The sequence below is a fragment of the Stenotrophomonas sp. genome (genome assembly GCF_050737575.1).
In the GTDB taxonomy this organism is placed as follows: Bacteria; Pseudomonadota; Gammaproteobacteria; order Xanthomonadales; family Xanthomonadaceae; genus Stenotrophomonas.
This window is the reverse complement of the sequence record NZ_JBOHXW010000006.1, coordinates 1-26962: the sequence shown is the minus strand read 5'-3', so window position 1 is coordinate 26962 and position 26962 is coordinate 1. Positions and strand designations below refer to the sequence as shown.

General features: G+C 64.9%; 25 protein-coding genes. 12 read left to right on the top strand and 13 right to left on the bottom strand.

What is annotated here, in order from left to right; all coding sequences use genetic code 11:
• The first annotated feature begins 131 nt into the window (after window positions 1–131).
• The 4 genes from ACREP4_RS12415 (at window position 132) to ACREP4_RS12400 (ending at window position 3969) form a co-directional block, all read left to right on the top strand.
• Window positions 132–1238: a sulfonate ABC transporter substrate-binding protein gene (locus tag ACREP4_RS12415; protein ID WP_431596503.1), complete on the top strand. Its 1107-nt coding sequence runs from the start codon at window positions 132–134 to the stop codon at window positions 1236–1238.
• Entirely contained in the window at window positions 1235–2038 is an 804-nt protein-coding gene (gene ssuC, locus ACREP4_RS12410; RefSeq protein WP_431596502.1) for an aliphatic sulfonate ABC transporter permease SsuC, read from the top strand. Before ACREP4_RS12415 ends, ssuC begins: the two co-directional genes overlap by 4 nt.
• An 83-nt stretch (window positions 2039–2121) precedes the next feature.
• Window positions 2122–2883 carry an ATP-binding cassette domain-containing protein gene (locus ACREP4_RS12405; RefSeq protein WP_431596501.1) on the top strand — a complete coding sequence of 254 codons (762 nt, stop codon included), beginning with the start codon at window positions 2122–2124 and terminating at the stop codon, window positions 2881–2883.
• A gap of 138 nt (window positions 2884–3021) precedes the next feature.
• Window positions 3022–3969, top strand: coding sequence for a TauD/TfdA dioxygenase family protein (locus tag ACREP4_RS12400; protein WP_431596500.1), 948 nt, complete (start codon window positions 3022–3024; stop codon window positions 3967–3969).
• A gap of 131 nt (window positions 3970–4100) precedes the next feature.
• Here ACREP4_RS12400 and ACREP4_RS12395 read toward each other — a convergent pair whose 3' ends face one another.
• The 4 genes from ACREP4_RS12395 to ACREP4_RS12380 form a co-directional block, all read right to left on the bottom strand.
• Window positions 4101–5678, bottom strand: a complete 1578-nt coding sequence (locus ACREP4_RS12395; protein WP_431596499.1) for a PepSY-associated TM helix domain-containing protein — start codon at window positions 5676–5678, stop codon at window positions 4101–4103.
• 10 nt (window positions 5679–5688) lie between these two features.
• Window positions 5689–5991, bottom strand: a complete 303-nt coding sequence (locus ACREP4_RS12390) for a hypothetical protein (protein WP_431596498.1) — start codon at window positions 5989–5991, stop codon at window positions 5689–5691.
• Complete coding sequence (locus tag ACREP4_RS12385) at window positions 5988–6278, bottom strand: hypothetical protein (protein ID WP_431596497.1); 291 nt, start codon at window positions 6276–6278, stop codon at window positions 5988–5990. Before ACREP4_RS12385 ends, ACREP4_RS12390 begins: the two co-directional genes overlap by 4 nt.
• Window positions 6279–6379: 101 nt before the next feature.
• The gene (locus tag ACREP4_RS12380; RefSeq protein WP_431596496.1) at window positions 6380–8605 is read right to left on the bottom strand and encodes a TonB-dependent siderophore receptor; all 2226 of its coding nucleotides are present in this window, start codon (window positions 8603–8605) and stop codon (window positions 6380–6382) included.
• Window positions 8606–8796: 191 nt separating this feature from the next.
• Between ACREP4_RS12380 and ACREP4_RS12375 the strand changes: the two genes are divergently transcribed.
• From ACREP4_RS12375 to ACREP4_RS12360, 4 genes are read left to right on the top strand one after another with little or no spacing between them, the layout of a single operon-like run.
• The gene (locus tag ACREP4_RS12375; protein ID WP_431596495.1) at window positions 8797–9513 is read left to right on the top strand and encodes a DUF3348 domain-containing protein; all 717 of its coding nucleotides are present in this window, start codon (window positions 8797–8799) and stop codon (window positions 9511–9513) included.
• Window positions 9514–9523: 10 nt separating this feature from the next.
• The gene (locus ACREP4_RS12370; protein WP_431596494.1) at window positions 9524–11620 is read left to right on the top strand and encodes a DUF802 domain-containing protein; all 2097 of its coding nucleotides are present in this window, start codon (window positions 9524–9526) and stop codon (window positions 11618–11620) included.
• Window positions 11617–12264: an OmpA family protein gene (locus ACREP4_RS12365; protein WP_431596493.1), complete on the top strand. Its 648-nt coding sequence runs from the start codon at window positions 11617–11619 to the stop codon at window positions 12262–12264. Before ACREP4_RS12370 ends, ACREP4_RS12365 begins: the two co-directional genes overlap by 4 nt.
• On the top strand, window positions 12254–12925 hold the full coding sequence (locus ACREP4_RS12360; protein ID WP_431596492.1) for a DUF2894 domain-containing protein: 672 nt from the start codon (window positions 12254–12256) through the stop codon (window positions 12923–12925). Before ACREP4_RS12365 ends, ACREP4_RS12360 begins: the two co-directional genes overlap by 11 nt.
• 110 nt (window positions 12926–13035) lie before the next feature.
• Here ACREP4_RS12360 and ACREP4_RS12355 read toward each other — a convergent pair whose 3' ends face one another.
• The gene (locus tag ACREP4_RS12355) at window positions 13036–13740 is read right to left on the bottom strand and encodes a pirin family protein (protein WP_431596491.1); all 705 of its coding nucleotides are present in this window, start codon (window positions 13738–13740) and stop codon (window positions 13036–13038) included.
• A gap of 132 nt (window positions 13741–13872) precedes the next feature.
• Between ACREP4_RS12355 and ACREP4_RS12350 the strand changes: the two genes are divergently transcribed.
• The gene (locus ACREP4_RS12350) at window positions 13873–14805 is read left to right on the top strand and encodes a LysR substrate-binding domain-containing protein (RefSeq protein WP_431596490.1); all 933 of its coding nucleotides are present in this window, start codon (window positions 13873–13875) and stop codon (window positions 14803–14805) included.
• A gap of 37 nt (window positions 14806–14842) precedes the next feature.
• Here ACREP4_RS12350 and ACREP4_RS12345 read toward each other — a convergent pair whose 3' ends face one another.
• From ACREP4_RS12345 to ACREP4_RS12310, 8 genes are all read right to left on the bottom strand, one after another.
• Window positions 14843–16015: a GDSL-type esterase/lipase family protein gene (locus tag ACREP4_RS12345; RefSeq protein ID WP_431596489.1), complete on the bottom strand. Its 1173-nt coding sequence runs from the start codon at window positions 16013–16015 to the stop codon at window positions 14843–14845.
• 332 nt (window positions 16016–16347) lie between these two features.
• Window positions 16348–16986, bottom strand: coding sequence for an RpiB/LacA/LacB family sugar-phosphate isomerase (locus tag ACREP4_RS12340; RefSeq protein WP_431596488.1), 639 nt, complete (start codon window positions 16984–16986; stop codon window positions 16348–16350).
• Window positions 16987–17177: 191 nt separating this feature from the next.
• Window positions 17178–17933, bottom strand: a complete 756-nt coding sequence (kduD, locus tag ACREP4_RS12335) for a 2-dehydro-3-deoxy-D-gluconate 5-dehydrogenase KduD (RefSeq protein WP_431596487.1) — start codon at window positions 17931–17933, stop codon at window positions 17178–17180.
• A gap of 219 nt (window positions 17934–18152) precedes the next feature.
• On the bottom strand, window positions 18153–19214 hold the full coding sequence (locus ACREP4_RS12330) for a LacI family DNA-binding transcriptional regulator (RefSeq protein WP_431596696.1): 1062 nt from the start codon (window positions 19212–19214) through the stop codon (window positions 18153–18155).
• A gap of 256 nt (window positions 19215–19470) precedes the next feature.
• Complete coding sequence (locus ACREP4_RS12325; RefSeq protein WP_431596486.1) at window positions 19471–20754, bottom strand: TRAP transporter large permease; 1284 nt, start codon at window positions 20752–20754, stop codon at window positions 19471–19473.
• A 3-nt stretch (window positions 20755–20757) separates the two neighbouring features.
• On the bottom strand, window positions 20758–21294 hold the full coding sequence (locus ACREP4_RS12320) for a TRAP transporter small permease (RefSeq protein ID WP_431596485.1): 537 nt from the start codon (window positions 21292–21294) through the stop codon (window positions 20758–20760).
• A gap of 13 nt (window positions 21295–21307) precedes the next feature.
• Window positions 21308–22312, bottom strand: coding sequence for a TRAP transporter substrate-binding protein (locus ACREP4_RS12315; protein ID WP_431596484.1), 1005 nt, complete (start codon window positions 22310–22312; stop codon window positions 21308–21310).
• A gap of 35 nt (window positions 22313–22347) precedes the next feature.
• Window positions 22348–23175 carry a 2-keto-4-pentenoate hydratase gene (locus ACREP4_RS12310; RefSeq protein WP_431596483.1) on the bottom strand — a complete coding sequence of 276 codons (828 nt, stop codon included), beginning with the start codon at window positions 23173–23175 and terminating at the stop codon, window positions 22348–22350.
• A gap of 209 nt (window positions 23176–23384) precedes the next feature.
• On the opposite strand from ACREP4_RS12310, the gene ACREP4_RS12305 reads away from it, so the two are divergent.
• The 3 genes from ACREP4_RS12305 to ACREP4_RS12295 all read left to right on the top strand — a co-directional run bounded on the left by ACREP4_RS12305 (window position 23385) and on the right by ACREP4_RS12295 (window position 26850).
• A complete protein-coding gene (locus tag ACREP4_RS12305; RefSeq protein ID WP_431596482.1) occupies window positions 23385–24308 on the top strand; it encodes an alpha/beta hydrolase in 924 nt (307 codons plus the stop codon).
• A 122-nt stretch (window positions 24309–24430) separates the two neighbouring features.
• Window positions 24431–26047, top strand: coding sequence for a carboxylesterase/lipase family protein (locus ACREP4_RS12300; protein WP_431596481.1), 1617 nt, complete (start codon window positions 24431–24433; stop codon window positions 26045–26047).
• 281 nt (window positions 26048–26328) lie between these two features.
• Window positions 26329–26850 (top strand): cysteine dioxygenase, encoded by a 522-nt coding sequence (locus tag ACREP4_RS12295; RefSeq protein ID WP_431596480.1) that lies wholly within the window; start codon window positions 26329–26331, stop codon window positions 26848–26850.
• Window positions 26851–26962 lie beyond the last annotated feature (112 nt).

Below are 26962 nucleotides of genomic sequence, written 5' to 3'. Positions count from 1 at the left end.
CACACTGCACAAGATAAGCATCGGCTTAGTGGATTTGGCTATCACGAGCTGCGAACTCGCTCGTTCCGATTTTCCGGCGCGCAATCAAGAATGTTGGACACCGCGACACGGCGCGTTCGGGAACGGACTCCATGCCACTGCGGCGCAGCTCCACCTTGTTCCTTCCCGAATTGCCGCTGCGCCAGCACAGCGCGCGCGGTGCAGGTGTGTCGTTGTCGGCCGGCTCCACGCCGCGCCGGCATCGCGTGCTTCACCGCCACTTTCGACAGGAGCGTTCCATGACCCGCATTTCCCTCCCCCGGCGCCGTTTGATTCTGGCGGCTACTGCGGCCGCCATCGGCCTGCCCTCGCTGGCCGCGTTGCTGCACTCGCCCACGCGGCAGTTCCGCATCGGCCATCAGAAGGGTTATCTGAGCCTGCTCAGAAGCCGAGGCACGCTGGAGCAACGCCTGGCGCCGCTGGGGGTGAGTGTGAAGTGGACCGAATTTCCGGCCGGGCCGGTGCAGTTGGAAGCACTGAATATCGGCGCCATCGACTTCGGCGACGTGGGCGAGGTGCCACCGATCTTCGCGCTGGCCGCCGGTGCGCCACTGGCCTATGTCGCCGCCACCCAACCACGGCCGCAAGCCGAGGCGGTGCTGCTGCCCAAGCACTCGCCCATCACTCGCGTGGCCGAGCTCAAGGGCCAGAAAATCGCGCTCAACAAGGGTTCCAACGTTCATTACTTCATCGTCAAACTGTTCCAGAAACATGGCCTGGCCTATAGCGATTTGAATTTGGTTTATCTGGCCGCCGCCGATGCGCGCGCGGCCTTCGAGAACGGCGCGGTCGATGCCTGGGTGATCTGGGATCCGCTGATGGCCGCCGCCGAAAAAGCGCTGGGCGCGCGGGTGCTGGTTGATGCCACCGGCGTGGTCGACAACCGCGCCTATTACTTTTCCTCACGCGACTACGCGGCCAACAACGCGGACATTCTGGCGATCGCCGTCGAGGAGATCGGCAAGGTCGATCAATGGGGCGCGGCCAATCGCAAGGCGCTGGCCGCCGAACTGTCGGCACTGTGGGGCTTGCCGCTGCCGGTGGCCGAGCACTCCGAAAGCCGCACGGTTTACGGCACCGGGCCGATCACCGCCGCGATCCTGGCCGAGCAGCAACAGATCGCCGACACCTTCTTCGCGTTGAAGTTGATCCCCAACAGAATCGACCTGCACGCCGCCGCCGTGGCGGCGATCGCATGAGCGTGCGTGCGCGACACAGCGGTCACGCGATGACCCGTGCGCGGTGGCTGCCGTGGCTGGTTCCGGTCGGCCTGCTGTTGGTTTGGCAGCTGGCGGCATCGCTGGGCTGGCTCAGCATGCGCGTGCTGCCCGCGCCGTGGGACGTTGCAAAAGCCGCGTGGGCGCTTGCCGTATCGGGTGAACTGTGGACGCACCTGAAAGTCAGCGCGGCCCGCGCCCTATTCGGCTTGGCCATCGGCGGCAGCGCCGGGTTGCTGCTGGGTCTGCTGGCCGGCTCGGTGAAGGTCGCCGAAGTGCTGCTCGACACGTCATTGCAGATGCTGCGCAACATCCCGGCGCTGGCGCTGATCCCGCTGGTGATCCTGTGGTTCGGCATCGGCGAGGGCGCCAAGTTGTTCCTGATCGCGGTGTCGGTGTTCTTCCCGATTTATCTCAACACCTTCCACGGCATCCGCAATGTGGATGTCCAGCTGATCGAGATGGGCCGCAGCTACGGGCTTTCGCGCTGGCAGTTGTACCGCGACGTGATCCTGCCCGGCGCGTTGCCGTCGATCCTGGTCGGCCTGCGTTTCTCACTGGGCTTGGTCTGGGTGGTGTTGATCGTGGCCGAAACGATCTCGGCGCAGTCCGGCATCGGCTACCTGACGATGAACGCCCGCGAGTTCCTGCGGACCGACATCGTGCTGGTCGGCATCCTGCTCTACGCACTGCTCGGCAAGCTGGCCGACCTGTGCGCCCGGGGTCTGGAACGGTGGTGGCTGCGTTGGCATCCAGGCTACCAATCGCCGGCAGCGGAATGAGGCCGACAGCCGCGCCGCCTTGCTCGCACCCGGCACAAACGCCTGCGCCAAACCCTGCCAGCCCTCTCCCAGGAATTCCGCTCATGCGTTCTCCCTTTCCCATTGATCCGGTCAGCGGTGGCATGCGCCTTCACGCGCGAAACCTGCACAAGCACTACGGCAGCCGTGAGGTGCTGCGCGGCACGCAACTCGTCGTCGAGCCGGGCCAGTTCATCGCCGTCATCGGGCGCAGTGGCTGCGGCAAAAGCACGCTGCTGCGGCTGGTCGCCGGCCTGGAGCACGCCAGCAGCGGCAGCCTTCAGCTTGATGGCCGCGATATCAACGGCCCCGATGCCGATACCCGCATCCTGTTCCAGGAACCGCGTCTGCTGCCGTGGCGCCGTGTGCTCGACAACGTGACCTTGGGCCTGCCGGCCGAGGCCAGCGCCGGCGGCCGCGAGGTGCTGGCGCAGGTGGGCCTGGCCGAACGCGAGCAGGAGTGGCCCGCGCGCCTGTCCGGCGGCCAACGTCAGCGTGTGGCGTTGGCACGGGCGCTGTTGCACCAGCCGCGCCTGCTGCTGCTCGACGAGCCACTTGGCGCGCTCGACGCACTCACCCGCATCGGCATGCAGCACCTGATCGAACGCCTGTGGCAACGCCACGGTTTCACCGCGCTGCTGGTCACCCACGACGTGCAGGAAGCCGTGGCGCTGGCAGACCGCGTGATCCTGATCGAAGACGGCCACGTCGCACTGGACCAAGCCATTCCTCTGGCCCGGCCCCGTTCGCAGGGCGATCCGGCGTTCGCGACGCTTGAGAAACAGATTCTGGACCGGGTGCTGCGCAGCGGCGATTCCATCACCTGAGCGCCGCACTTCGCATCGCACAGATCGATATAACCATCCGACCTCAGGCGAAGCGGGCATGACCAGCTGCACACCACTTGTTTGGGAACGCCAGCGCGCACTCGCAGAATCATCGTGAACCCCGAAAAAGGACTTCCGATGCGCACTCTTGCTTCCTCCCCCCGCGTGACACCGCAAGCAGCAGACATTGAACTGGACCTTATTCGCCAGGCCGGCCACATCGGCGCCGAAGTCCGAGGCGTGCGTCTCTCCAGTGATCTATCGACGGCGGTGTTCGCGGCCATCAAGGCGGCATTGCTCACCCACAAAGTGCTGTTTTTCCGTGGCCAGCAGCACCTGGACGATGCACAGCATCAGGCGTTCGGCCGGCGATGGGGCGAGCTGGTGGTGCATCCCACCGTGCCCTCCAAGAGCGGTACACAGTTGCTGGAACTGGACTCACACCACGGTGGACGCGCCAACTCGTGGCACACCGACGTCACCTTCGAAGTCGCCTACCCGCAGGTATCGATCCTGCGTGCCGTCGTCATTCCGCCCTATGGCGGTGACACCGTCTGGGCCAACACGGTGGCCGCCTATGACAGCCTGCCGGCCGAACTGAAGGCACTCGCCGAACAACTGCGTGCCCTGCACGGCAACGATTTCGACTACGCCGCCGCGCGCCCGCCAGTCGCGACGGCCGACACGGTTTTCAAACGCTACAAAGACGTATTCACCCGCCTCCTGTTCGAGGCCGAACACCCGGTGGTGCGGGTGCATCCGGAAACCGGCGAGCGCAGCCTGGTGCTGGGGCATTTCGTGAAGCGGTTGGTCGGCCATTCAAGCTCCGACTCACGCCACCTGCTGGGCGTGCTGCAGGATCATGTGCAGCGCCTGGAGAACACGGTGCGCTGGCGATGGACCGAAGGCGATGTGGCGATCTGGGACAACCGCGCGACCCAGCACTACGCCATCAACGACTATGGCGAGCAACACCGGGTAATGCGCCGGGTCACGATCGCCGGCGACGTGCCCTACGGCGTGGACGGCCAGACCAGCGTGGATCGCACCGAACCGGCAGTGCGCGCGACGGAAGTCGCCGCTTGAATCCTGCGCGCGGCCACCACCCCGGCCCCGCAGGCGACACTTGAATCAGCACCTCGTATGGCAGCCATGAAGAAGCCGCCTATCGGCGGCTTCTTCAGTAATGCCGAGCCATGCTCGGCAACAGCTGCGCACTACACCGGCTGATGGTTGGCCTGCGCCCAGATGCTGTCGGTGTGGCCCTGCGCTATGCGTAGCTGCGTGCGGTGAGCGAGGTACAGCATCACCGGCACCGACAACAGCGCGGTGACATCCACCGGCCAGCTGCCCGCATGGCTCCATGCGCCGCCAACGCCCCATATTCCTGCAAGGCTCGACAGCGGAATCGCCAACGTGAGCAGCGCGCTGGCCCACAGCAATTCCACCGCACCACGCGATGCGCCGCGCAGGAACGCCCACGCAATCGCCAACACAAACACAGCGTAATAAATGCCGGTGTGCCACGCCTTCAAATCGCTCACCAACGCAGGCAACCATTTGGTTGCGGCCAGGCTGGCCGAGATGCCGGCCACGCAGCCCAGCGACACACCCACCGTCAGGCAGCCCAATACCCAGCCGGAAATTTTCTGCACGGGCATCTCCGGCCCCTTGCGTTTGCGCCGTCGCGATTCCACCCACAACAGGTTGCCGGTGTAGAACAGCGCCGCGCCGGCCAAGCCCATCAGCAGGTACAACCAGCGCACCGGGTTGCCGCCGAAGCTGCCGAAATGCAGGGCAAAGAAGGCGTTGACCGATTCGTTCCAGCCGTCCATGTGGCCGGGAAGATCATGCGGATCCACCTGGCCGCTGTACGGGTCCAGATGGGTACTGGCATACAGACGCGCGCGGGTGCCGTGGCGCACGTCCAGGCCGGTCACCGTGGCTTCGACATGGCCGTCCTTGCGCTGGAAACCGAAGTTCTGCACTTCAAATCCCGGCAGCTGCGCGTGCACCCGGCGCAACAACTCGGCCGCGGGCAACACCTGCGCGCCGGTCGGCGGATCGTCGTGCGGCGCTTCGGCCCACTCGACTTCCGTGGGATACACCGCCGCGCCCTGCGCGTCATAGAACTGGTCGTGGAAAGCGAACACCACGCTGGTCAGCGCGATCACCAGATGAAACGGCAGGCTGAACAAGCCCAGCGCGTTGTGCGCGTCCAGCCACATGCGCTTGATGTTCTTGCCGATGCGCAGCGCGAACATGTCCTTGGTCAGCGTTGGCAGCAGCACGATCAAACCGGAGATCAGCGCCACCGCATACGCCAGTGCCACCGCGCCCATGATCGGCCGCGAGATCGCATCGGCAAATGGCAGGCCGACCAGCTGGTGCAGCGTATCCACCAACTGCGCGACCGGCGCTTTGCGGGTCTGTTCCACCTGCAGCTGACCATCGGCGCCGAAGCTGGCCGCGTATTCCTTGAACTGACGACGACCACCGGCGCGCTCCTGCCAGTACACACGCGCCGGCTGATCGGCACCGGGCTTCACCGAGATGAAATAGCGCGATGCGGCCTTCGGATGTTCGGCCAATACCGCATCGACCAACGCATCGGCCTGCTGCAGCGATGGCGCAACGGCCAGCGTTGATGGCGGTGTCGCCCAGCGTTCCAGCGGCTTCTCGAACATGGTGATCGAGCCGGCATAGAAGGCGATGAACAACATCAGCCCGCTGACGATGCCGATCCAGATATGGACGTCCTTGTAGACCTTGATGATGTCGCTGCGGATCTTCATGCCTGCACCTTCATGCCATCCACCAGCGCGTCAACCACAACAGGCCGAACGCCAGCACGTTGGCCGCGCCCAGCCACACCCAGGCACGCAGGCTGTCGCGGAACAGATAGACAAACGACAACACCGCTGCCCAGATCGGCGCCATCAACCACATATTGAATTGATTCTTGCCGCCACCGGCGTTGATGCCGTCCGGCCCCAGCCAGGCAAACAGGCCAGACAACGCCAATGCCAAGCCGAAACCCAGCACCACGCCGGCCCAGGTTTTGCCGAACCAGTGACTGCTCTGCAGTCGCACGCGCGTCTCGCTCATGCGCGGCTCCGTGATGCACGCACACGCGCACGCCACGCGCCAAGGAAGGGTGCCACCGACCACACCAGCATCAGCAACACCAGCCATGTGCTGATCGCTTCAAGTGGTGCCAGCAAGGGCCATATCAACAACAACGCGACCAGCGCCAGCAGCGTGCCCGGCCACCACGCATGCCGCGTTGGCCAACGACCTGCTGCACGCAGTTGTTGCTGCGGTGTGGCCACGTACAACAACAGCGCCGCGGCAATGCCGGCGGTGGTGGCAACGAGCGCCAGCAACAGGTTCATGGCGCAGCACTCGTGCAATGGAAATGTGTGTTCATTCGGTCTGGCTCTAAGGCTGGCGATGAAGAACGCCCGCCGGGGAACCCGGCGGGCGCAACGGTGCTTTACCAACTGAAACGTGCGGTGGCGGTAACGGTGCGGCCGGTGCCGAAGTAGCACGAGGACACGCCGCCGCAGGTGGAGACGAAACGCTTGTCGGCAAGGTTGCTGACGTTGAGCGCGAACTGCGTGCCCACCGCGCCGTGCTGGCCGACGTCGTAGCGGATGGCCGCATCCCACAGCGTGTACGACGGAATCAGATAGAGGTTGGCGCTGTCGCCGTAGCTCTTGCCGTTGTAGCGCACGCCGGCCGCCAGACTCAGGCCTTCAAGCCCGCCCACCTGGAAGGTGTAATCGGCCCACAACGCAGCAGTCCAGTCCGGCACCATCGCCAGCTGCTTGCCGGTGTAGCCGTTGTTGCTCTGGGTGACCTCTGAATCCATCCAGCTGGCGGCGCCGATCACGCTGAAGCCGTCCAGCGGGGTGATGCGGCCTTCCAGTTCCACGCCGCGCACGCGGCCTTCGCCGTCCTGCACCTGACATTGGCTGGCACCGTTGGCGCCGCAGGTGTTGTGCGCGGTGTCGGGATCGTTGGTGAGAATGTTCTGCTGGCGCAGGTCGTAACCGGACAAGGTCACCAGGCCGTCGAACGACGCCGGCTGGTACTTGATGCCGCCTTCCCACTGCTTGCCGGTGATCGGATCGAACGGCGACAGCGTGTAGCTCATGTTGGTGTTGGTGCCCGACGGCTGGAACGACTCGGCGTAGCTGATGTACGGCGTCAGCCCGTTGTCGGCCACGAACAGCAGGCCCACGTTGCCGGTGAACGCCTCATCCTTGATGCGGGTGGGCACCACCGGGCCGTAACGGTTGCTGGCAACGGTGTAGCTCTGCGTCCAGGTGTCGTCCTTGGTCCAGTCATAACGGCCACCGAAAGTCAGCCGCCACTTGTCCAGCGCGATCTGGTCCTGCAGGTACACGCCGGTCTGGCGATTGATGCCGCCGGAGTAACTGATGCTGGTCGTGACCGGCACATAGTTGGTGTAGACCGGGTTGAAGATGTCGATGTCGGCCGGGTTGACCATCGCGCCACGCGCGCCGGTCCAGTCCGCCTTCTGGTAATCCACGCCCAGCAGCAAGGTGTGCTCGGCCGCGCCGGTGCTGAACTTGCCGGTGATGCGCGTATCGACCGTGTCGCCCTTGGAATCGCCTTCACCCCAGGTGCCGCGACGCTTCTGGGTGCGGCCGTCGGCATTGAGGCCACCGTTGGTCACCACCGTGCGGAACACCGACTGCACGTCGGTATGGCGCGCGCTCTGGCTCAGCGTCCAGTTGCTGTTGAAGCTGTGCTCGAACAGGTAACCGGCGGTCCAGATGGTGCGGTCGTAGGTGTTCCAGTTCGGCTCGCCGATGAAGGTGGTGTTCTTCATGCGGCCGTACGGCGTGGCCACCAGCGTGCCGTCCATTGGCAGGAACTGGTAGGTCGAGCCACCGTCATCCTTCTGGTACAGACCGAGCAGGGTCAGGCGGGTGCGCTCGGCAATCTGGAAGGTGTAGCTCGGCGCCAGGAACCAGTGCTGCTGCTCGGTGTGGTCGATCTGCGTTTGACCGTCGCGGTACAGCCCGACCAGTCGCAGCAGGTGGCGGTTGTCGTCGGTGCCGGCGCCCACGTCGAAGGCGGTGTTGTACTGGCCGTTGCCATCAATGCCCAGCCGCAGCACCTGCTGCTGATCCGGCGTCGGGGTCTTGCTGACCTGGTTGACCATGCCACCCGGCGCCACCTGCCCGTACATCACCGCCGACGGGCCCTTGAGCACCTCGACACGGTCCAGGTTCCAGCTGTCGACCATGCTGCGGTTCCACTGGCTACCCTGCGGCGCGCGCATGCCGTCCACGGTGACGTTGTTGGACCAGCTGCCGGCATCGAAGCCACGGATGCGGAAGTCGTCGACGCGGTTGTCGATGCCGCTGCTTTCCAGGGTGACGCCGGCGACATAGCGCATGGCCTCGTTGAGGTTCTGCACGCCACGGGCGTCCAGTTCCTCACGCGCGATCACCGACACCGACTGCGCGGTTTCCGCAATGGCGGTGTCGGTCTTGGTCGCGCTGGAGGCATGCGCGGTGGTGCGGTAAGCGTTGACGTGCACCGCATCGAGCGTGCGGGCTGCATCGGCGGGCGCGTCGCCCACCTCGGATGCGGCCGCCAACACGGTGACGGGGAACAGGACCATGGCAACGGCCATGGACAACAGCGCCGGCCGGGCGGCGGCAGAACGGAGGGGGAAGGACACGGAGTCAACCTACTGATAAGAACGAGTATTGGCTGACTGCGCAGGGGCAGCGGCTGATGCGCGGCATTGTACGAACAATACTCATTCGCAACAACGGCATAAATCAAGGCGTGCCTCGAAACAGGCTGAATACCCCTGCCGGGGCGAAGCTTGCGGGGCCATGTAAAATGCTGATTTTTTAGTCAGGACACATGGCGAAAGCTATCCAACGGGCGCCCGTTCTGGGCCCGGCGTTCATTCGCCTGCTGGCCCGTTTCAAGGACGATGCCGTCTCGCGCGCCGCGCCGGACGTGCCCGAGCGCTTGGCGCAGTGGTTCGACTGGAACCGCGCCATCACCCTGTCGCGTGCGCTGGACAACCTCCCGCCACCGCCGCCGGAAGGCCCCGCCTTCGACCCCGCACAGGATGCCGACTGCGCCCGCATCCGCGCCCTGCTGACCGATGCCATCCACGCCGACATCGACATGACCCCGCCGCGCAACGCACCGGCCGCGGCAACCGCTGCCCAGGCCGCATTCGCGCCGTATCGCCAGCATTGCCTCAAGCAGCAGCGTTCGATGCAGATCGCCACCGGCAAACTGCGCGGCAAGCTGCGCGACATGCTGGCGCGGCAGTCCGAGGCCAAGGCGCGGCTGGCCGAAGTGGACGCGGTGATGGAAGCCACCCTCAGCCCGCGCGAACACACCTTGCTGTCCAACGTCCCGGCCCTGCTCGGCCTGCATTTCGAGCGCCTGTACGACCGCAACACTGAAACCTCGCCCGATGCCCCCGCATCGGACACCATTGCGGCACCCACCAGCCCTTGGCTGGCCAGTTTCCGCCAGGACCTGCGCACCGCGCTGCTGGCCGAACTGGATGTCCGTTTCCATCCCATCGAAGGGCTGCTTGCCGCCCTGCGTACCCGGTAACCCAACGCTCATGCTTAGAAATTTCGTCGCTGTCGTTGTTTTCCTCGTTGGCCTGTTGGCTGTCTGCTGGATCGGTGTGGGCTACGCCGGCACGCATCCACTGGCGGCGGTGGTCGCCTCGGTGATTGCCGCCTGTTACCTGGTCGGCGCGGTGGAGTTGTTCCGCTATCGCCAGGCCACCACCACGCTGCTGCAGGCATTGCCGGCCATCAATGAAGGCGCCGACAACCTCGACGGTTGGCTGTCGCGTTTGAACCCGGGCCTGCGCAACGCCGTGCGCCTGCGCGTGCAGGGCGAACGCGTTGGCCTGCCGGCACCGGCACTGACACCGTACCTGGTTGGCCTGCTGGTGCTGCTGGGCATGCTCGGCACGCTGCTGGGCATGATGGCCACCTTGCGCGGCACCGGTCTGGCGCTGGAAAGCGCCACCGACCTGGACGCCATCCGCAGCTCGCTGGCCGCGCCGGTCAAGGGCTTGGGCTTCGCCTTCGGCACCTCGATTGCCGGCGTCGCCTCGTCGGCCGCACTCGGCCTGTTGTCGGCGCTGCTGCGTCGCGAGCGCAGCAACGCGGTGCAGGAACTGGATGCCGGTATCGCCGCGCATCTGCGTCTGCATTCGCAGGCATTCCAGCGCAACGAAACCTTCCGTCTGCTGCAGGAACAGAACGCGCTGATGCCGACCTTGGTCGATCGCCTGCAGGCGATGATGGCCAGCCTCGAACAGCAGCAGCTCAGCAACAACGAGCGCCTGCACAGCGGTCAACAGGAATTCCACCAGCGCACCGAAGCGGCCTACACGCAGTTGGCGTCGTCACTGCAGCAATCCATGCACGACGGCATCAAGCAGCAGGCCAATGCCGTTGGCGCGGCGCTGCAGCCGGTGGTGGATGCCACCATGCTCGGCCTGTCGGAGAAATCCAACGCGCTGCACGCGGCCATCGACAACGCGGTGCAGAAGCAGCTCGATGGCATCAACACCTCCGTGCGCGGTGCCGCAACCGCTGCCAGCGAAAGCTGGAGCACCGCACTGGCCGAACAGCAGCGCGGCAACACCGCACTCACGCAGGAACTGCACCAGGCTTTGCAGCAGTTCACCGCCACGTTTGAACAACGTTCGGCGACGCTGCTCGACAGCGTGGCAACGCGCATGGAAGACAGCGTCGGCCGCACCGCCGAGGCGTGGAACACCGCACTTGCCCAGCAACACAGCGCGCACGATGCGCTGGCGCAGCGCAACGAACACGCCTTGGTGACGGCGTCGGCCAGTTTTGAAAGCCACTCGCGTTCGCTGCTCGATGCCCTGCAGCAGTCGCATGCCGAACTGCAGTCGGCGTTCGCCGCCAACGACACGCAGCGCCTGGACAACTGGTCGCAATCGCTCACCACGATGGTCGCCGCACTGGACCAGAGTTGGCAGCGCAATGGCGAACAGGTCGCGCAGCGTCAGCAGCAGATCTGCGACACGCTGGCGCAGACCACGCAGGCCATGAGCGAGCAATCGCAAGCGCAGGCCCGCGACACCATCAGCGAAATTTCGCGACTGGTGCAAAGCGCCGCCGAAGCCCCGCGCGCCGCCGCGGAAGTGGTCGCCGAGCTGCGCCAGAAGCTGTCCGACAGCATGGTGCGCGACACCGCGATGCTGGAAGAACGCAGCCATCTGTTGTCCACGCTGGAAACGTTGCTCAACGCAGTCACTCACGCATCGACCGAACAGCGCAGCGCCGTTGACGCACTCGTCAGCACCTCGGCCGACTTGCTGGAACGCGTCGGCAATCGCTTCAGCACGCAGATCGAAACCGAGGCCGGCAAGCTCGACAGTGCTGCCGCGCATGTCACCAGCAGCGCGGTGGAAGTGGCCAGCCTGGGTGAAGCCTTCGGCGGCGCGGTGCAGTTGTTCGGGCAGTCCACCGAAACCTTGAACGAACGCCTGCAGCTGATCGAAACCGCACTGGACAAGTCGCTGTCACGCAGCGATGAGCAGCTGGCGTATTACGTTGCACAGGCACGCGAAGTCATCGACCTGAGCATGCTGTCGCAGAAGCAGATCATCGGCGAACTGCAGCAGCTGGCCGTGGCCCGTGACGGCAACGGAGCCGGCGCGGCATGAGCGACGAAATCGAATTCGACGCCGAATCCACTGCCACCACCTGGGCGGCATTCGGCGATCTGATGTCGGTGCTGTTGGGCGCGTTCGTGTTGATCCTGGCCAGCGTCATCGGCATCCAGTTGTTGCTGCACAACCGCCTCGATGAAGAGGTAAAGCAGCGCCAGGAACAGACCGCCAAACTCAAGACACTGGAGCAGGCCTTGGCCGCGCCGTTGGCCGCCGGCCGCGTCACCGTCATCAATGGCCGCATTGGCATCAGCGGCAGCGTGTTGTTCGCGCTCAACTCCGACCAGCTGCAGCCGGAAGGTCGCGAGCTGCTGCAGAGCATCGCCGGCCCGCTGCGCGAGTACCTGCATGCGCGCGAAGAAATCCTGATGGTCAGCGGCTTCACCGACAACCAGCCGGTGCGCGTGGCCAATGCGCGCTTCGCCGACAACCTGGAGCTGTCAGCCGCACGCGCACTCACCGTGACCCGCACCCTGATCGCCGATGGCATGCCGGCATCATCGGTGTTTGCCGCCGCCTTCGGTGCCGAGCAGCCGGTGAGTTCCAACGACGATGAAGCCGGCCGCGCGAAGAACCGCCGCGTCGAAATCGCGCCTATTCCGCGACCGAAACAGGACGGCACGGCGGATGCACCGTAACGCCACCACGCCGCAGTCGCGCTTGGACGCCTGGCGCGAAGCCGGCGCCGACCGCGTCAGTCCGCTGCGCTTCGGCGTGATGTGTGCGCTGGCGGATCGCGCCGCACGGCATGAGGGGCAGGTGCGAAAGCAGTTGGATGCGCGCTTGTCGGCGCTGGCCGACGCGTATGCCGAGCTGCTCGCCAGGCCGGCGCCTGCAGCGGCGCAGAAGGTTGCCAACGAAAGCCCGCTCAAAGCCCTGCTGGAACACTTGAATTCGGTTCCACTGCAATATCCCCTGCCCCTGCATGCCGCCAATCCTGCGCAGGCGCAAGACAGCAACCGCAGCGACGACGCAGATGATGCGGCGCGCATGCCGGTGTTGGATGAGTTCCAGCAGCTGTGGAGCCGCATCCGCATCGAGAGCCTGTTGCGACAGTGCCTGGATTCACTGCCCGAAGATGCCGGCCCGCTGCACTCCAGCGTGCTCACCTACCGCGCCATGGCGCTGATGCAGGACATCAGCCCCGACTACCTGCAGCACTTCATCGCCTATGTCGATGTGCTGACGTGGATGGACCAGTTGAGTGGTGGCGAAGGCGGCAACCTCGCAACCGGCCGCGCACCTGCAAAGCGCAAGAGCGCACCGCGAAAGAAGAAAAGTACGGGCGAATCGTCGTAACCCGGATACGCGTCGACACGCGTTGCCCGACAACTTTCGCGTTGGCAGAAACAGCAAAGGCGCAGTCACCTGCGCCTTTGCTTCGTGGCTTCATACCCGCGACAAACCGCTCAGGCCGCCGTATCCACCAGCACCAGCTCGGTGTCTTCCAGCGCGCGGATGTGGATGCTTTCCACGCCAGTGATGGCGGCGCCGTCGCGCGCCTCCAGGGTCACGCCGTCCACTTCGACCTTGCCGATGTTCGGCACCAGATAGCCGTGGCGCGTGGCATCGGTGAAACGGTACTCGGTGGTTTCACCGGCCTTGAGCGAGGCACCCAGCACACGGGCATTGGCACGGATGGGCAGTGCATCGTCATCGCCCTGCATACCGCTGGCCAGGGTCACGAAACGCCCCGAGCGCTCACCCTTGGGGAACGGCTTGGTGCCCCACGACGGCGTGCCGCCGCGCTCATCCGGGAAGATCCAGATCTGGAAGATGCGGGTGATACCCGGCTCCCGGTTGTACTCGGCATGGCGGATGCCGCTGCCGGCACTCATCACCTGCACATCGCCGGCCTCGGTGCGTCCCTTGTTGCCCTGGTCGTCCTGATGGGTGATGGCGCCTTCGCGCACGTAGGTGATGATTTCCATCTCCGCATGCGGGTGCGGCGGGAAGCCGGTGCCGGGCTGGATGGTGTCATCGTTCCAGACCCGCATCGCCCCCCAGTGCATGCGCTTGGGGTCGTGATACTCGGCAAACGAGAAATGGTGCTTGGCATCCAGCCAACCGTGATTGGCTCCACCGAGGCTGGCAAAGGGGCGACGTTCAATCATGGCGTTCTCCTGCGGGTGTGTGGTTTCGATGGGCCCAGTCTAGGCAGGCACTTGCCTGCCGAGAATAGAACCAATGGAAAAGCATCCATTCCGTTTGTGACATGATCGGCCCACTCCCTGCGATTGCCCGCCATGAACCGACTCCCCGATCTGGAAGCCTGGGCCATCTTCGCCAAGGTGGCCGAAGCCGGCTCCTTTGCCCGCGCCGCCGACGCGCTGCAGCTGTCGCAGGCCACCATTTCCAAAGCCATCACCCGGCTGGAAACGCGCATCGGCACCACTTTGTTTCACCGCACCTCGCGGCGCATGTCGCTGACCGCAGCCGGCGAAGCGGCACTGCAGCGGGCCGCGCGCATCCTGGACGAAGGCGAAGCGGTGGAAGCCGAAGTTGCTGACCGCTCGGCCGCGTTGCGTGGCTTGATCCGCATCGCCGCGCCGATGTCGTTCGGCGTGTCGCGCTTGGCGCCGCTGCTGCCGGAATTCATGCAGGCACACCCGGACGTGGAACTGGACGTCCAGCTCAATGACGAAATGGTGGACATGGTCGGCGAGCGCTTCGACATGGCGTTGCGCATCGCCACGCTGGCCGACTCCAGTCTGCGTGCGCGCCGGCTCTGCCAGGTGCGCATCCTGCTGGTCGGCGCCCCGGCGTACTTCGAAAAACACGGCCGGCCCAAGCACCCGCGTGATCTCGTCGATCATCGCGGCTTCCAGTACAGCTACACGCGCAGCGGCAACACCTGGCGCTTCCGCCACACCCGCCACGGCGAATTCGCGCAGACCGTGCCGCGACAACTGCAGGCCAACAACGCAGAAGTGTTCGATGCCGCATTGCGCGCCGGGCTGGGGCTGGCCCTGCAACCGGACTTTCTGGTGTGGGAAGCGCTGCGCGACGGCACGCTGGAAGCAGTGATGGACGACTGGAAAGTCGAACCGCTGGCACTGAGCATCATCACCCCGCCCGGCCTGCACCGGCCCGCACGCGTGCAGGCGCTGATTGACTACCTCGCCGCGCGACTGGAGCAGGCGCCGTGGGCAACAACGGTCGCGCCAGATCCAAAGTAGCGCCGAGCCACACTCGGCAAACGCGGAAGGCAAGCGCCTACCTGCCGGTCGGATAGGCCAGCATCACCACCAGATCGTCATCACCGGTCTGCTGCAACGCATGCGTACTGCCGCTGCGGGTCAGCAATGCATGACCGGGCCCGACCTCGTATTGCCGGCCGTCCAACACGTACATCCCGCGACCGCTGACGATGTAGTAGATCTCGTCCTTGTGCTGCGGGTGCAGGCCGATGCCCGCCCCTTTGTGCAACACGCGCTTGCGCAGCACGAACGGCAGATCGCCGACGTCGGCGAAGAACGAGTACGCCGTGGTCGGGCCGGCACCGCCGTGCGGGCCGGGTTGTTCGCGCGCGATGTCCTGCTCGCGGACTACCTGTGAGCCGTGAGCGTTCTGCACATCGGCTGTGGTCGGTGCGGCCGCAGGCAAAGCGGCCGGCTTGGCAGGCCCGGTCGGCACCGGCGCGGTGATCGCACCGCAGTCGATATCACGCTGCAGGCTCGACTTCATCTGCGGCTGCACGTCCACCCAACCGCGCGTCACCAGGCATGCCACCGCCGTGGCACCTGCCATGCTGAAGTGCGTGCCGTCGGCCTTGTTCTGCTCAGGCACAAACATGAAATACGGCTTTGCGCCTTGTTCGCCCAGTGCGCGGATCCACGCCGTCGAACTGGCGTTGAGGTCGATCAACAGCACGTTCTGTTCACGCGCCACACGCTTCATCGCCAGCGTGTAGCGGCCGTGCGTATCCAGCAGCGCGCCGAAGTCGTAGAGCAGGCGCGCGACGGGTGTGATCAGGATTGGCGTCGCGCCCTTCGCACGAGCGACAGCGATATAGCGTGAGAGGAATTGCTGATAGTCGCTGTCTGGATCGGTGTAGCGCGTGGCGTCTTCGGCCTTGGCATCGTTGTGACCAAACTGGATCAACAGCACATCACCAGCTTGCAACGCGCTGGCGATGGCATCCAGGCGACCGTCATTGATGAAGCTGCGCGTGCTGCGGCCACCCACAGCGTGATTACGCACCTGCCACTGCACCGGATCCAACCAACTCTGCAGCGCCTGCCCCCAACCGGCCTGCGGCGCGCGTTCGGGGCCGTAACTGGCAGCGGTGGAGTCTGCGGCGATGAAGATGCGATGAGGTGAAGTTTCGGCTTGTGCACCGCCCGTGATCGCACACAGCAAGAACATGCTGAGAAGTAGACGCTTCATGGAACCCGTTCCTGCTTTGGTTTTGGTTTTGGTTTTGGTTTTTGCTATGGCTTTGGTTTGGGCTTTGGCTTGAGCCCCTCTCCCCTTGCGGAAGAGGGGTTGGGGAGCGGGAGCGCGATCAAAGATCGCCGCTATATCGGCCGCCAACACTGAGAAGCACGCGTGCTACGCACGCCTCCCCTCTTCCGCCCTTCGGGCACCTTCTCCCACAGGGGGAGAAGGCTTCGTGTTCAAGGTCTGCTGCTACCTGTGCCACACATCAAAACCACCAACAACAAAGGCGCCCTCAGGCGCCCTTGTCTGCCCGCAAGGGCGCTACCGCATGCGTGGGCTTACTTGCCCAGCACACCCTTCACGTAGGCCACGATGTCCGCGTCCTGTGCATTGTCGAAGAACGCCTTCTGGAAGCGCTCGCCGCCGATGGCCTGCTTCACCAGTTCCGGATCAATGGACTTCAGGCCTTCCACGAAGTCCTTCGAGGCGCCCTGCTTCACCTGCGCCAGGATGCCGGCATTGGCCATCTGCGATTCCTTGCGCTCGGCCGGATAACCCTGGCCACGCTCACCGGCAAATGCCTTCTCGAAGATGTAGCGGATGTTGATTTCCGCGCCCCAGCCAAAGCCCTTGGCGAACGGCAGCGCCAGCGCGTTGCCGCTGTTGACCTGTGCGAACAGGAACGCATCGGTCGGCTCGATGCAGTAGCCGCAGTACACGCCCGGCCATGCGTTGAGCGACATCATCGCGCCCTGGCCGGTACCGCAACCGGCGACGACGAAGTCCACGGCCTTGGAGTTCAGCAGCAGCGCGGCGCAGATGCCTAGGTGGATGTAGGTCAGGCGGTGATCGTTGTCACCGTCCATGCCGACGTTGAACACGTCATGGCCCTGTGCGGCGGCCACGGTGTTGAGCTGTTCCAGGATCACCGGGTTCTTGGCGGCCTGGCTGAACTCCTGCATCAAAGCGATTTTCATTGCGTGACTCTCTTGATAGTGAAAAACGGTGTTGGGATGGAGGAGCAGAAGCTGCCCTCATCCGCCCTTCGGGCACCTTCTCCCGCGTGCGGGAGAAGGGAAATCAGAACCAACGCACAACCTGCGATCTCAGGCTGTTCCCCTCTCCCGCTTGCGGGAGAGGGGTAGGGGTGAGGGGCGCTCCTACGCTGTTAGCGCGCCAGCCAACCGCCATCCACCGGGATGATCGCGCCGTTGACGTAATCCGATGCGCTCGACGCCAGGAACACCGCCGTGCCGCCCAGGTCTTCCGGCTTGCCCCAGCGGCCGGCCGGGATGCGGTCCAGGATCGCTTTGTTGCGGTCTTCGTCGGCACGCAGCTGCGCGGTGTTGTCGGTGGCCATGTAGCCCGGCGCAATCGCGTTGATGGTCACGCCCTTGCCTGCCCACTCGTTGGCCAGCAAGCGGGTGATGCCTGCAATGCCGCTCTTGGACGCGGTGTACGACGGCACCCGCACGCCGCCCTGGAAGGACAGCATCGAAGCGATGTTGATGATCTTGCCGCTGCCCTGGGCAATGAAATGCCGGCCCACGGCCTGGCTCATGAAGAACGCGGACTTGATGTTGACGTTCATCACGTCGTCCCAGTCCTTCTCGCTGAAATCCACCGCGTCGGCGCGGCGGATCAGGCCGGCGTTGTTGACCAGGATGTCGACGCGGCCCAGCCCGGCGATGGTCTCTGCCACCACGCGGTCCACCGGCTCGATGCTGATCAGGTTGGCTTCGATGTTGAGGAAGCGGCGGCCCAGCGCGCGCACCTTCTCGGCGGTTTCGTCGGCCGGGACGATGCCGGCACCGGCGATGTCGGCACCAGCGGCGGCCAGCGCCAGCGCGATGCCCTGGCCCAGGCCGGTATTGGCACCGGTTACCAGTGCGACCTTGCCTTCGAGACTGAATGGATTCGTCATGGTGTTCCTCTCCCTGAGCGGTGGTTCGTGGTTTGCAACCGGCGACATGGCCGGAAGGGTTGCGGCGGCTGCATTTCAGCGGCTGACGCGGGCGTGTCCGGGTGGCCCCTGAGCAGGGCTCCAGGGCGGGTTCGGGGTGATTCTAGCCACAAAGGAAACCGGTGTCATTTTGCGCCGCAAAAAGAAGTGTTTCCTTTATGGAACAAACGTTTGAGTGGATCAGTCCTGCGGCGGCTGGCAGGAGTCGCGGACAATCAGGTGCGGGCGCACGCTGGCCATTGGCATGGCGTTCTTGCCCTCGGGCTGGATCAGCATGGCCGCAGCGGTGCGGCCGGTGTCGCGGGTATTGCGCCGCACCGAGGTCAGCGACGGCCACAACCGCGAGGCCAAGGGACTGTCGTCGTAGCCCACCACCGACAATTCGCGGGGAATGCTGATGCCCGCGCGCATGGCCACCTTGTAGACGCCGGCCGCCATTTCATCGTTACCGGTGAAGATGGCGGTGGGACGCTGCTTGCCCAGCAGCAGTTTTTCGGCCGCCGCCACACCCGATTCAAAGGTGTAACCGGCCTCGATGATGCGTGCCGGCGGCAGCTCGACGCCCCGGTTGCGCAGCGCCTCGATGAAACCAGCGGTGCGCTCATGCGCCGAACGATAGGCCGACGGGCCGGTGATCAGCGCGATGTCGCGATGCCCCAACGACAACAGATAGTCTGCCGCCTCGGCCGCGCCATCGCGGTCGTGGGTGATCACCATCTGCGAGGTTTCATCCAGCGGCAGCGAGGCGATACGGGTGAAGCGGCAGCCGATTTCTTCCAGCATGTCGGCCAGCGCCTGGTCTTCAGACGCACGCGGCACCAGGATCACGCCGTGCAGCTTCTGCTGTTGCACAAAGCGCTTCACGCCCTCGATGTAGCCGGGGCTGCGGGTGTCGCAAGGGTGCACCACCAGCTCGAAGGCCGAGCCACGCAAGGCATCCAGCGCGCCGTTCTGCATGTCCACCACGTATTGCGCGGTGGGGTTGTCGTAAACCATGCCGATCAGGAACGAGCGCCGGAACGCCAGGCCACGGGCCAGCGGATCGGGCGTGTAACCCACCTCACGCATCAAGGTCTCCACCTTGTCGCGGGTGTCTTTGCGCACCAACGGCGAGTTGTTGATGATCCGCGACACGGTTTTTTTGGAGACACCGGACAACCGCGCGATATCGTTGATCGTGGCGGGCCGCCCCAGGTTGCGGGACGTTGGGTCGATATCGGTCTTCTTGCTGCGCAAGGGCATGTCCTTGAAACCGTTCATTGCGGTCATTCTATCGGCCCGCGCTCGGTCCAGAGCGCGGTTGCGGATGTTGCGGTGTGTGCCTTGCCGGTGACGGCGGCCTGCAAGGCCGGCGTCGCTGCAGGAAACTCCCCGTCGCATTGTGATGGCTGCCGCCACTTCCCATCTGAACGGGATGCGGCAGGCGTTCCATTCGTCGCGGTGCGGGTGGGCGCCGGGTCAGCGGGGCCCGCCATGCGGGGCCCCTCAAGCAGGCACATCAACTGCGCAGCAATGCCGGCAGCCACAGCGACATTTCCGGGAAGAAGGCCACCGCCAGCAGCACTGCCAGGCCGGCTAGCCAGAACGGCCAGATGGTCTTCATGCTTTCGCCGACGCTGATCTTGCCGATGGCCGTACCAATGAACAGCACCGAGCCCACCGGCGGTGTCACCAGACCCAGGCCGCCGGTCAGCACCAGCACCAGGCCGAAGTGGATCGGGTCGATGCCGTAGGCCTTGGCCACCGGCAGGAAGATCGGCGTGCAGATCAGGATCATCGGCGCCAGATCCATGAAGGTGCCCAGTAACAGCAGCATCACCACGATCATCAGCAGCACCATGTACTTGCTGTGCGCGAACGACTGCAGGAAGTCCACCGCGGCGGTCGGCACCTGCAGGTAGGCCAGCAACCAGCCAAACACCGCCGCCGTGGCAATCACGAACAGGATCACGCCGGTGCTGCGTGCGGCATGCACCACCGTTGCCATGAACTCCTTCACCCGCAACTGGCGATACAGCACCGTGGTCACCAGCAGCGCGTAGACCACTGCAATCGCGGCCGATTCCACCGCGGTGAAAATGCCGGCGCGGATGCCGAAGAAGATCAGCGCCACCAAGCCCAGACCCGGCAACGCTGCGACCAACCGCAGCAACACCGCACGCATGCCCGGGAACGCTTCAACGCCGTAGCCGCGATGGCGCGCGACCACGTAGCCGGTGATCATCAACACCACCGTCATCAACAGCGCCGGCACGATGCCTGCGGCAAACAGATCGGCAATGGACAAGCCACCGCCCGCGGCCGCCGAGAACAGAATCAAGTTGTGCGACGGCGGCACCAGCAGCGCCACCAGCGCGGCGGTGATGCTGACGTTGACCGCGAAATCGCGGTCGTAACCCCGCTTGATCATCTGCGGGATCATCGTGCCACCGACCGCCGAGACATCGGCGATGGCCGAGCCCGACACGCCGCCGAAGAACAGCGATGACAGGATCGACACCTGGCCCAAGCCGCCACGCAAGCGTCCCACCAATGCCGAGGCCAGCGAGATCAAGCGCTCGGAGATGCCGCCGCGCATCATGATTTCACCGGCAAAGATGAAAAGCGGAATGGCGATCAGCGAGGCCGAACCGGTGCCGGCGGAAATCTGCTGTACCAGCACGATGCTCGGCAGATCCAGATACAACAGCGTGGCCAGTGACGCGGCGGCCAGCGCATACGCCACCGGCACGCCGATCAACAGCAGCACGCCGAACATGGCAAAGAGAATTGCGATACCCATGGCTCAACGGTCCCCTTCAGCAACGGTGTCGGCGCTGCCGGCACCGGCATGCACGGCCAGCACCATGCGGTTCAATGCGAACACCGCCATCAGCGCACCACCGATGCTCAGCGGCAGGTAGTTCACGCTCTGCGGCAGATTGGCGCCTGCGGTTTTGATATGCAGGCCGTCCATCCACAACACCCAGCCCCACCAGGCGATGAAGCCGCCAATGACCGCGATGATCAGCGGCACCAGTGCATCGATCACGCGCTTGATCGCCGGGTTGATGTGCTCGGCCAACAGGAAGAAGCCGAAGTGGCGGTTGGTATACACGCCCGCCGCGGCGCCCATGCTCATTGCCGTGCTCAACAGCAGCAAGGTCACCGGCTCGGTCCAGCTCGGCGAATCATTGATCACATAGCGGGCGAAGACCTGCCAGCCCTGCACCACCACCAGCCCCAGCAAGGCCAGCACGGCGACGTGGATGACAACATCGGCCAGCGTTTCCAATACGCGCTGGAAGCCCGTCGTTGCCGTGTTTTCGTTCGTGTCAGACATCGGTGCGGCGTCCTCAGGCGAAGTCGCGGATGCGACGGTGGAGCGCGGCGATGTCCGCCTGCTTCAGGTAATCGCGCAGCAACGGCGCGGCGGCTTCGCGGAACGCCGGCATGTCCACTGCATTGGCTTTCACGCCAGCGGCGAGTACCGCTTCGCGTGCCTTGCTTTCCGAAGCGTCCCATTCGGTACGCATCACCTGTACCGACTGCCGCGCCAGTTCCAGCACCAGTTGCCGGTCGGCCGGGCTCAGCGCGTCCAGGCTGCGGCGCGACATCAGCAGGATGTCCGGCGCGTACGAATGCTGGCTTTCCGACCAGTAATGCGCGGCCTCGAAATGGCGACTGGAATGGAAGCTGCGCATGTTGTTTTCGGCGCCGTCGATCATGTGCGTCTCCATGCCGGAGAACGTGTCGCCCAGCGACATCGGCGTCGGGTTGGCGCCGAACATGCGCATCAGCTGCAGGAAGATGTCCGAGCTGGCGACACGCAGTTTCAGACCATGGAGGTCTTTCGGTTCCACGATCGGATGCTTGGTGTTGTAGAAGCTGCGCGCGCCCGAATCGTAGACCGCCAAACCAACCAGATCGCGGCTCTCGAATCCACGCAGCACCGCCTCGGCGATACCGCCATCCAATGCACGGCGCATGTGCGCCACCGAGTCGAACACGTACGGCAGACACAGTGCCTGCGTCAGCGGGAACGCATTGTTCAGCGCGCCGGAATACACGCGGGTGATGTCGATGGCACCGAAGCGCGCCATGTCGATGGCTTCCGACTCGCGGCCCAGCTGACCGGAGTGGTATTGGCTCAGGCGCAAGCGCCCGTTGGTGCGCTGTTGCAGCTGCTGGCCAATCCACTTCACCGCCGTCACCGTGGGGTAGTCGGCCACATGCACGTCGCTTGCGGTCAGCAGCTGGCTGCCGCCCGCCGCACCGTTGCCACCTGCCGAGCAGGCCGTCAGCATCGGCGCCGCCAACACGCCCAAGCCGGTAGTGAGAAAACCTCGTCGAGTAACCATTGCGCCCTCCCGCGCGTGATCGGATTGCCGCGCCGTTATCCGGCGGCCACAGCCCGGCAGGAAATGTCGCCGCAACCGGCAAATCGGATCAATGTCTGCTGGCCCACGGTGATGTCGTGGATGCCGGTGGCATTGCCGGTAGCGATCAGATCGCCCTTCTTCAGCGGCCGACCACGCTTGGCCGAGCGCGACAAGGCGAAGGCGTAGGCCGCGCGCAAGCCACCCGGCAAATGCGTCGCGCCGCCGGTGCCCACCACCACGCCATCGATCTCGGTCTGCGCACGCAGGTCCGGTTCGTCGCGCTGAGTCCACTCGGGAATCTCAACGCCCAGCACCAGGCCGTTGTTGTTGCCGAAGTCGGAAACCACGACACGCGGGCCGAGGACATTGATCGTCGCCAGCGGGCTGCTGGCGACTTCCACGCCAATGAACAAGCGCGCCGGCAGTGCCTCGGCTTCTTCCGGGGTCCAGTCGAACTTGTCGGCCGGTGCATCGGCTTCCAGCTGCAGCACGTATTCCGCTTCCACCGCGGCAAAGCCACCGGCGGCCGAAAACACCGGAATATCGACGATGGCACCGGTAGCATTCCAGAGATTGCGCTTGAAGATCGGCCCAAGCAGGCGCTCATCGCCCGAGGCATCGCGGCGCTCGGCGGCGATGTAGCCGACCTTCCAGCCGACCACTTCATCGTCCCAGCGACCAATGGCCAGGTCCTGCACGCGATACGCCGTCAGCAGATCGTCCGGGATCGTGCCGGGAAAATCCGGAAGCGAACGTCCCTCGCGGCGTGCTTCCACAAAACTGCGGGCAATGTCGTCCAGTCCGGTGTTCGTCGGTGGCTGGCTGCCTGGGTCGTTGCTCAAGTGGCTCTCCTGATGTCTTTGTTGCACTGCCAATCGACAGTGCCGTGGCTGGCTGTATAAGGTAAACCGGTGTCATCTGACAATGTGCAGTGCACCAGAAGCCTTGTGACCCCGCCGAGCCGATCATCTATATGCAGCCGCTGACATTCCGAAAACCCTTGATATTGCTGCTTATTGCGCTGGTTTCCAGCGTCGTCTCCTCAACTGCAATGGCCTCGAACGACGGCGAGCCGGCGCCAGGCTCTGCAGATCGCATCGCGTTGTGGCCGCAAGGATTGGCACCGGGGGACAAGCCGCTGCAGCAAGCGCAACGCATCGTCGAACGCAGCGCTGATGCCGCCCTGCCAGACCGCTACATCGACCATGTCAGCCGGCCGTATCTGGTCGTCTATCGCCCGGCCCAGCCCAATGGCGACGCGCTGCTGGTGATTCCCGGCGGCGGCTACCAACGGGTGGTGCTCGACAAGGAAGGCAGCGCGCTGGTGCCGGCATTCGTCGACCAGGGCAGGACCACGCTGTTCGTACTGCGTTACCGCCTGCCCGGCGAAGGCCGCGAAGGCCGCGAGGCAGCACTGGCCGATGCCCAGCGCGCCCTGCGCCTGATCCGTCATCGCGCCGGCGAATGGAACCTGGACCCGCAACGCATCGGCGTCATGGGCTTTTCCGCCGGCGGCCACCTCGCCGCACGCCTGGGCACCGGCTTCGACCAGATCGCCTATCCGGCCTCCGACGCCATCGACACCGAATCCGCACGGCCGGACTTCCAGCTGCTGATCTACCCCGTCATCGACATGATCGGCAGCGACACCCACATCGGTTCACGCGCCCGCCTGCTCGGCACGAATCCCCCACCCGAGCTGCTGCAGCGCTATGCCATGCAGACCCAGGTCCGCCGCGACACCCCGCCCACCTTCCTCCTGCACGCCGCCGACGACGAAGCAGTGCCGGTCGGCAACAGCCTGTTGTTCTATCAATCACTGCAAAAATCCGGCATCTCCAGCGAAATGCACCTGTTCCCCCACGGCGGCCACGGCTTCGGCACACGCGGCACCACCGGCCTGACCACCGCCGCCTGGCCACGCCTGGCACTGGATTGGATGGCTTCGCAGCAGCAGCGGGAAGCTGCTCCTTAAGCCCCTCTCCCGCAAGGCGGGAGAGGGGTTGGGGTGAGGGCAAAACCGAAGCCGCCTCCCTTCCGCGCAACCAAAACCATCCGAAGTCAGCACGACCTCACCAACCACCCAAAAAACCCACCATGACCCAGCCCACCAACCCGCATCGCCGCGACTTCCTCCGCCAAGGCACCCTGCTTTCCCTCGGCGCCGGCCTGGCCACCCATGCGACGGCCGGCTGGGCCAATCCGGCAACCACCCACAGCAACAGCCCCATTGCCCGCGTCCGCAGCGGCCGTCTCGCCGGCCAGACCGAAGACAGCGTCCATGTTTTCCGAGGCATTCCCTACGGCGCCGACACCTCAACCCGCCGCTTCCAACCCGCCCTGCAGGAAGCGCCCTGGCGCGGCATCCGCGACGCACTCACCTACGGCCCCGCCGCCCCGCAAACCGGCAGCGAAGCACCGGGGAGCGAAGACTGCCTGCGCCTCAACATCTGGACGCCCGCCCTGCGCGACGGCGCCAAGCGGCCGATCCTGCTCTATATCCACGGCGGCGCCTACAACAACGGCTCGGGCAGCGACCCGCTGTATGACGGCGGCAACCTGTGCCGGCGCGGCGACGTGGTGGTCATCACCGTCAACCATCGCCTCAACCTGTTCGGCTACCTGTATCTGGCCCAGCTCGGCAGCGAGGCATTGGCGGATTCGGGCAATGTCGGCCAGCTCGATCTGATCCAGGCACTGCAATGGGTGCGTCAGCATGCGGCCGAATTCGGCGGCGATGCCGGCAACATCACCGTATTTGGCCAATCCGGCGGTGGCGCGAAGATCGCCACGCTGATGGCCATGCCGGCAGCGAAGGGGCTGTTCCACCGCGCCTGGACCATGAGCGGCCAACAGGTCACCGCCGCCGGTCCGCGTGCTGCCACCCAGCGCGCCCAGTTGGTGCTCGATCACTTCAAGCTCGCCGATGCCGATGCCTTGCGCAGGCTGCCGATGGAGAAGCTGCTGGAAGCGGTAAAGGTCCGCGACCCTTCGCGCATCGAAAACAGCAGCCTCTATGTCGGCCCGGTACTGGACGCCCGCAACCTGCCGGCGCATCCGTTCTGGCCACAGGCACCCGCGCAATCGGCCAACATCCCGATGGTCATCGGCAACACCCACGACGAAACCCGCGCCTTCCTCGGCAACGATCCCAAGAACCATGCGTTGAGCTGGGATGAGCTGCCGGCCAGGCTCGAAGCCCAGCAGTACACCGATTTACTGCCCTCGGTCGTCATCGCCGAATACCGCCGCCTGTACCCGAACTACACCCCATCAGAGATCTTCTTCGCCGCCACCACCGCCGGCCGTTCCTGGCGCGGCGCGGTCGAAGAACTCGAAGCCCGCGCCCGCCAAGGCGCGCCCACCTGGGCTTACCAACTCGACTGGTACGACCGCAACGGCGACGCCGCCAACCTGCGCGCCTTCCACACCCTCGACATCCCACTGGTCTTCCACAACCTGCAGCAACCCGGCTCCCGCACCGGCAACAGCGCCGAGGCACAACGCGTCGCCGACACGATAAGCGACGCCTTGCTGGCCTTCGCCCGCCACGGAAATCCCAATCACACCGGCTTGCCGCAATGGGATCAATACGCGCTGGATCGCCGCCAAACACTGCAGTTCGACACCGAAAGCCACCAAAGCGATGATCCTCGCGGCGGCGAGCGACAGCTTTATCAACAGGCACCTTTCATCCAGCGGGGGACATTCTGAGCCTTGTTTTCGCCATGGCAAACGTCACCGAATCGGCGTGATCTGCGGGATCCGCGAGGCTCCGGCAGACGGTCCATAGTCGGCAGAACTCCCCTCTCCCGCACGCCGGAGAGGGTGCCCGAAGGGCGGGTGAGGGCGCTTTACACGTTCCCCAGCCAAGCCCACCTGCCGACAACAGAATATTTACGGCCGTCACCTAGACTGCGGCCATGCACTCGGATTCTCACCACTACCCTGACTTTCCCGGCCGCCAACATCTGCTCAATGGCATTGATGCAGCGATGCAAGCCAAAGACGCGACCGAAACCGTTCTGCAGATACAGCAGGTGCTTCAACGCGCCATCAACGATCCCCGCATCAGCCTGCCACCGAGCGTGCATTCACCGGTCACCGATCACTACGCCCGCCGCGAGCTCTACCGCAGCCCAAGCCACGGCTACAGCATCATCGCCATGACCTGGGGCCCATCGCAGGGCACCCCACTTCACGATCACGACGGACTTTGGTGCGTGGAAGGCGTCTGGCGTGGCGACCTCGACATCACGCCATATCAGCTCGTCGAACGCGAAAACGAACGTTTCCGCTTCGCCCGGCAACCCTGTCTGCACGGCTGCCGCGGCAGCGCCGGCAACCTGATTCCACCCGACGAATACCACACGCTACGCAACGCCCGCAGCGACGACATCGCCGTGTCGGTGCACGTCTATCAGCGCAGCCTGCAACGCAGCCACGTCTTCGAGCCAGTCAACGGCAAACCCCAGTGGTTCCAACGCGAGACACGCTCACTGCAGCTGGATTCCTGACGGCAACTTTTCAGCTACCCGCACCGCCCGCATCGATGTCCCCAGATGCCACGCTCCTTCCCTTCTCCCGTCAGCGGGCCGACAACTCGGCAGGACTACCGAGTTGCACGGC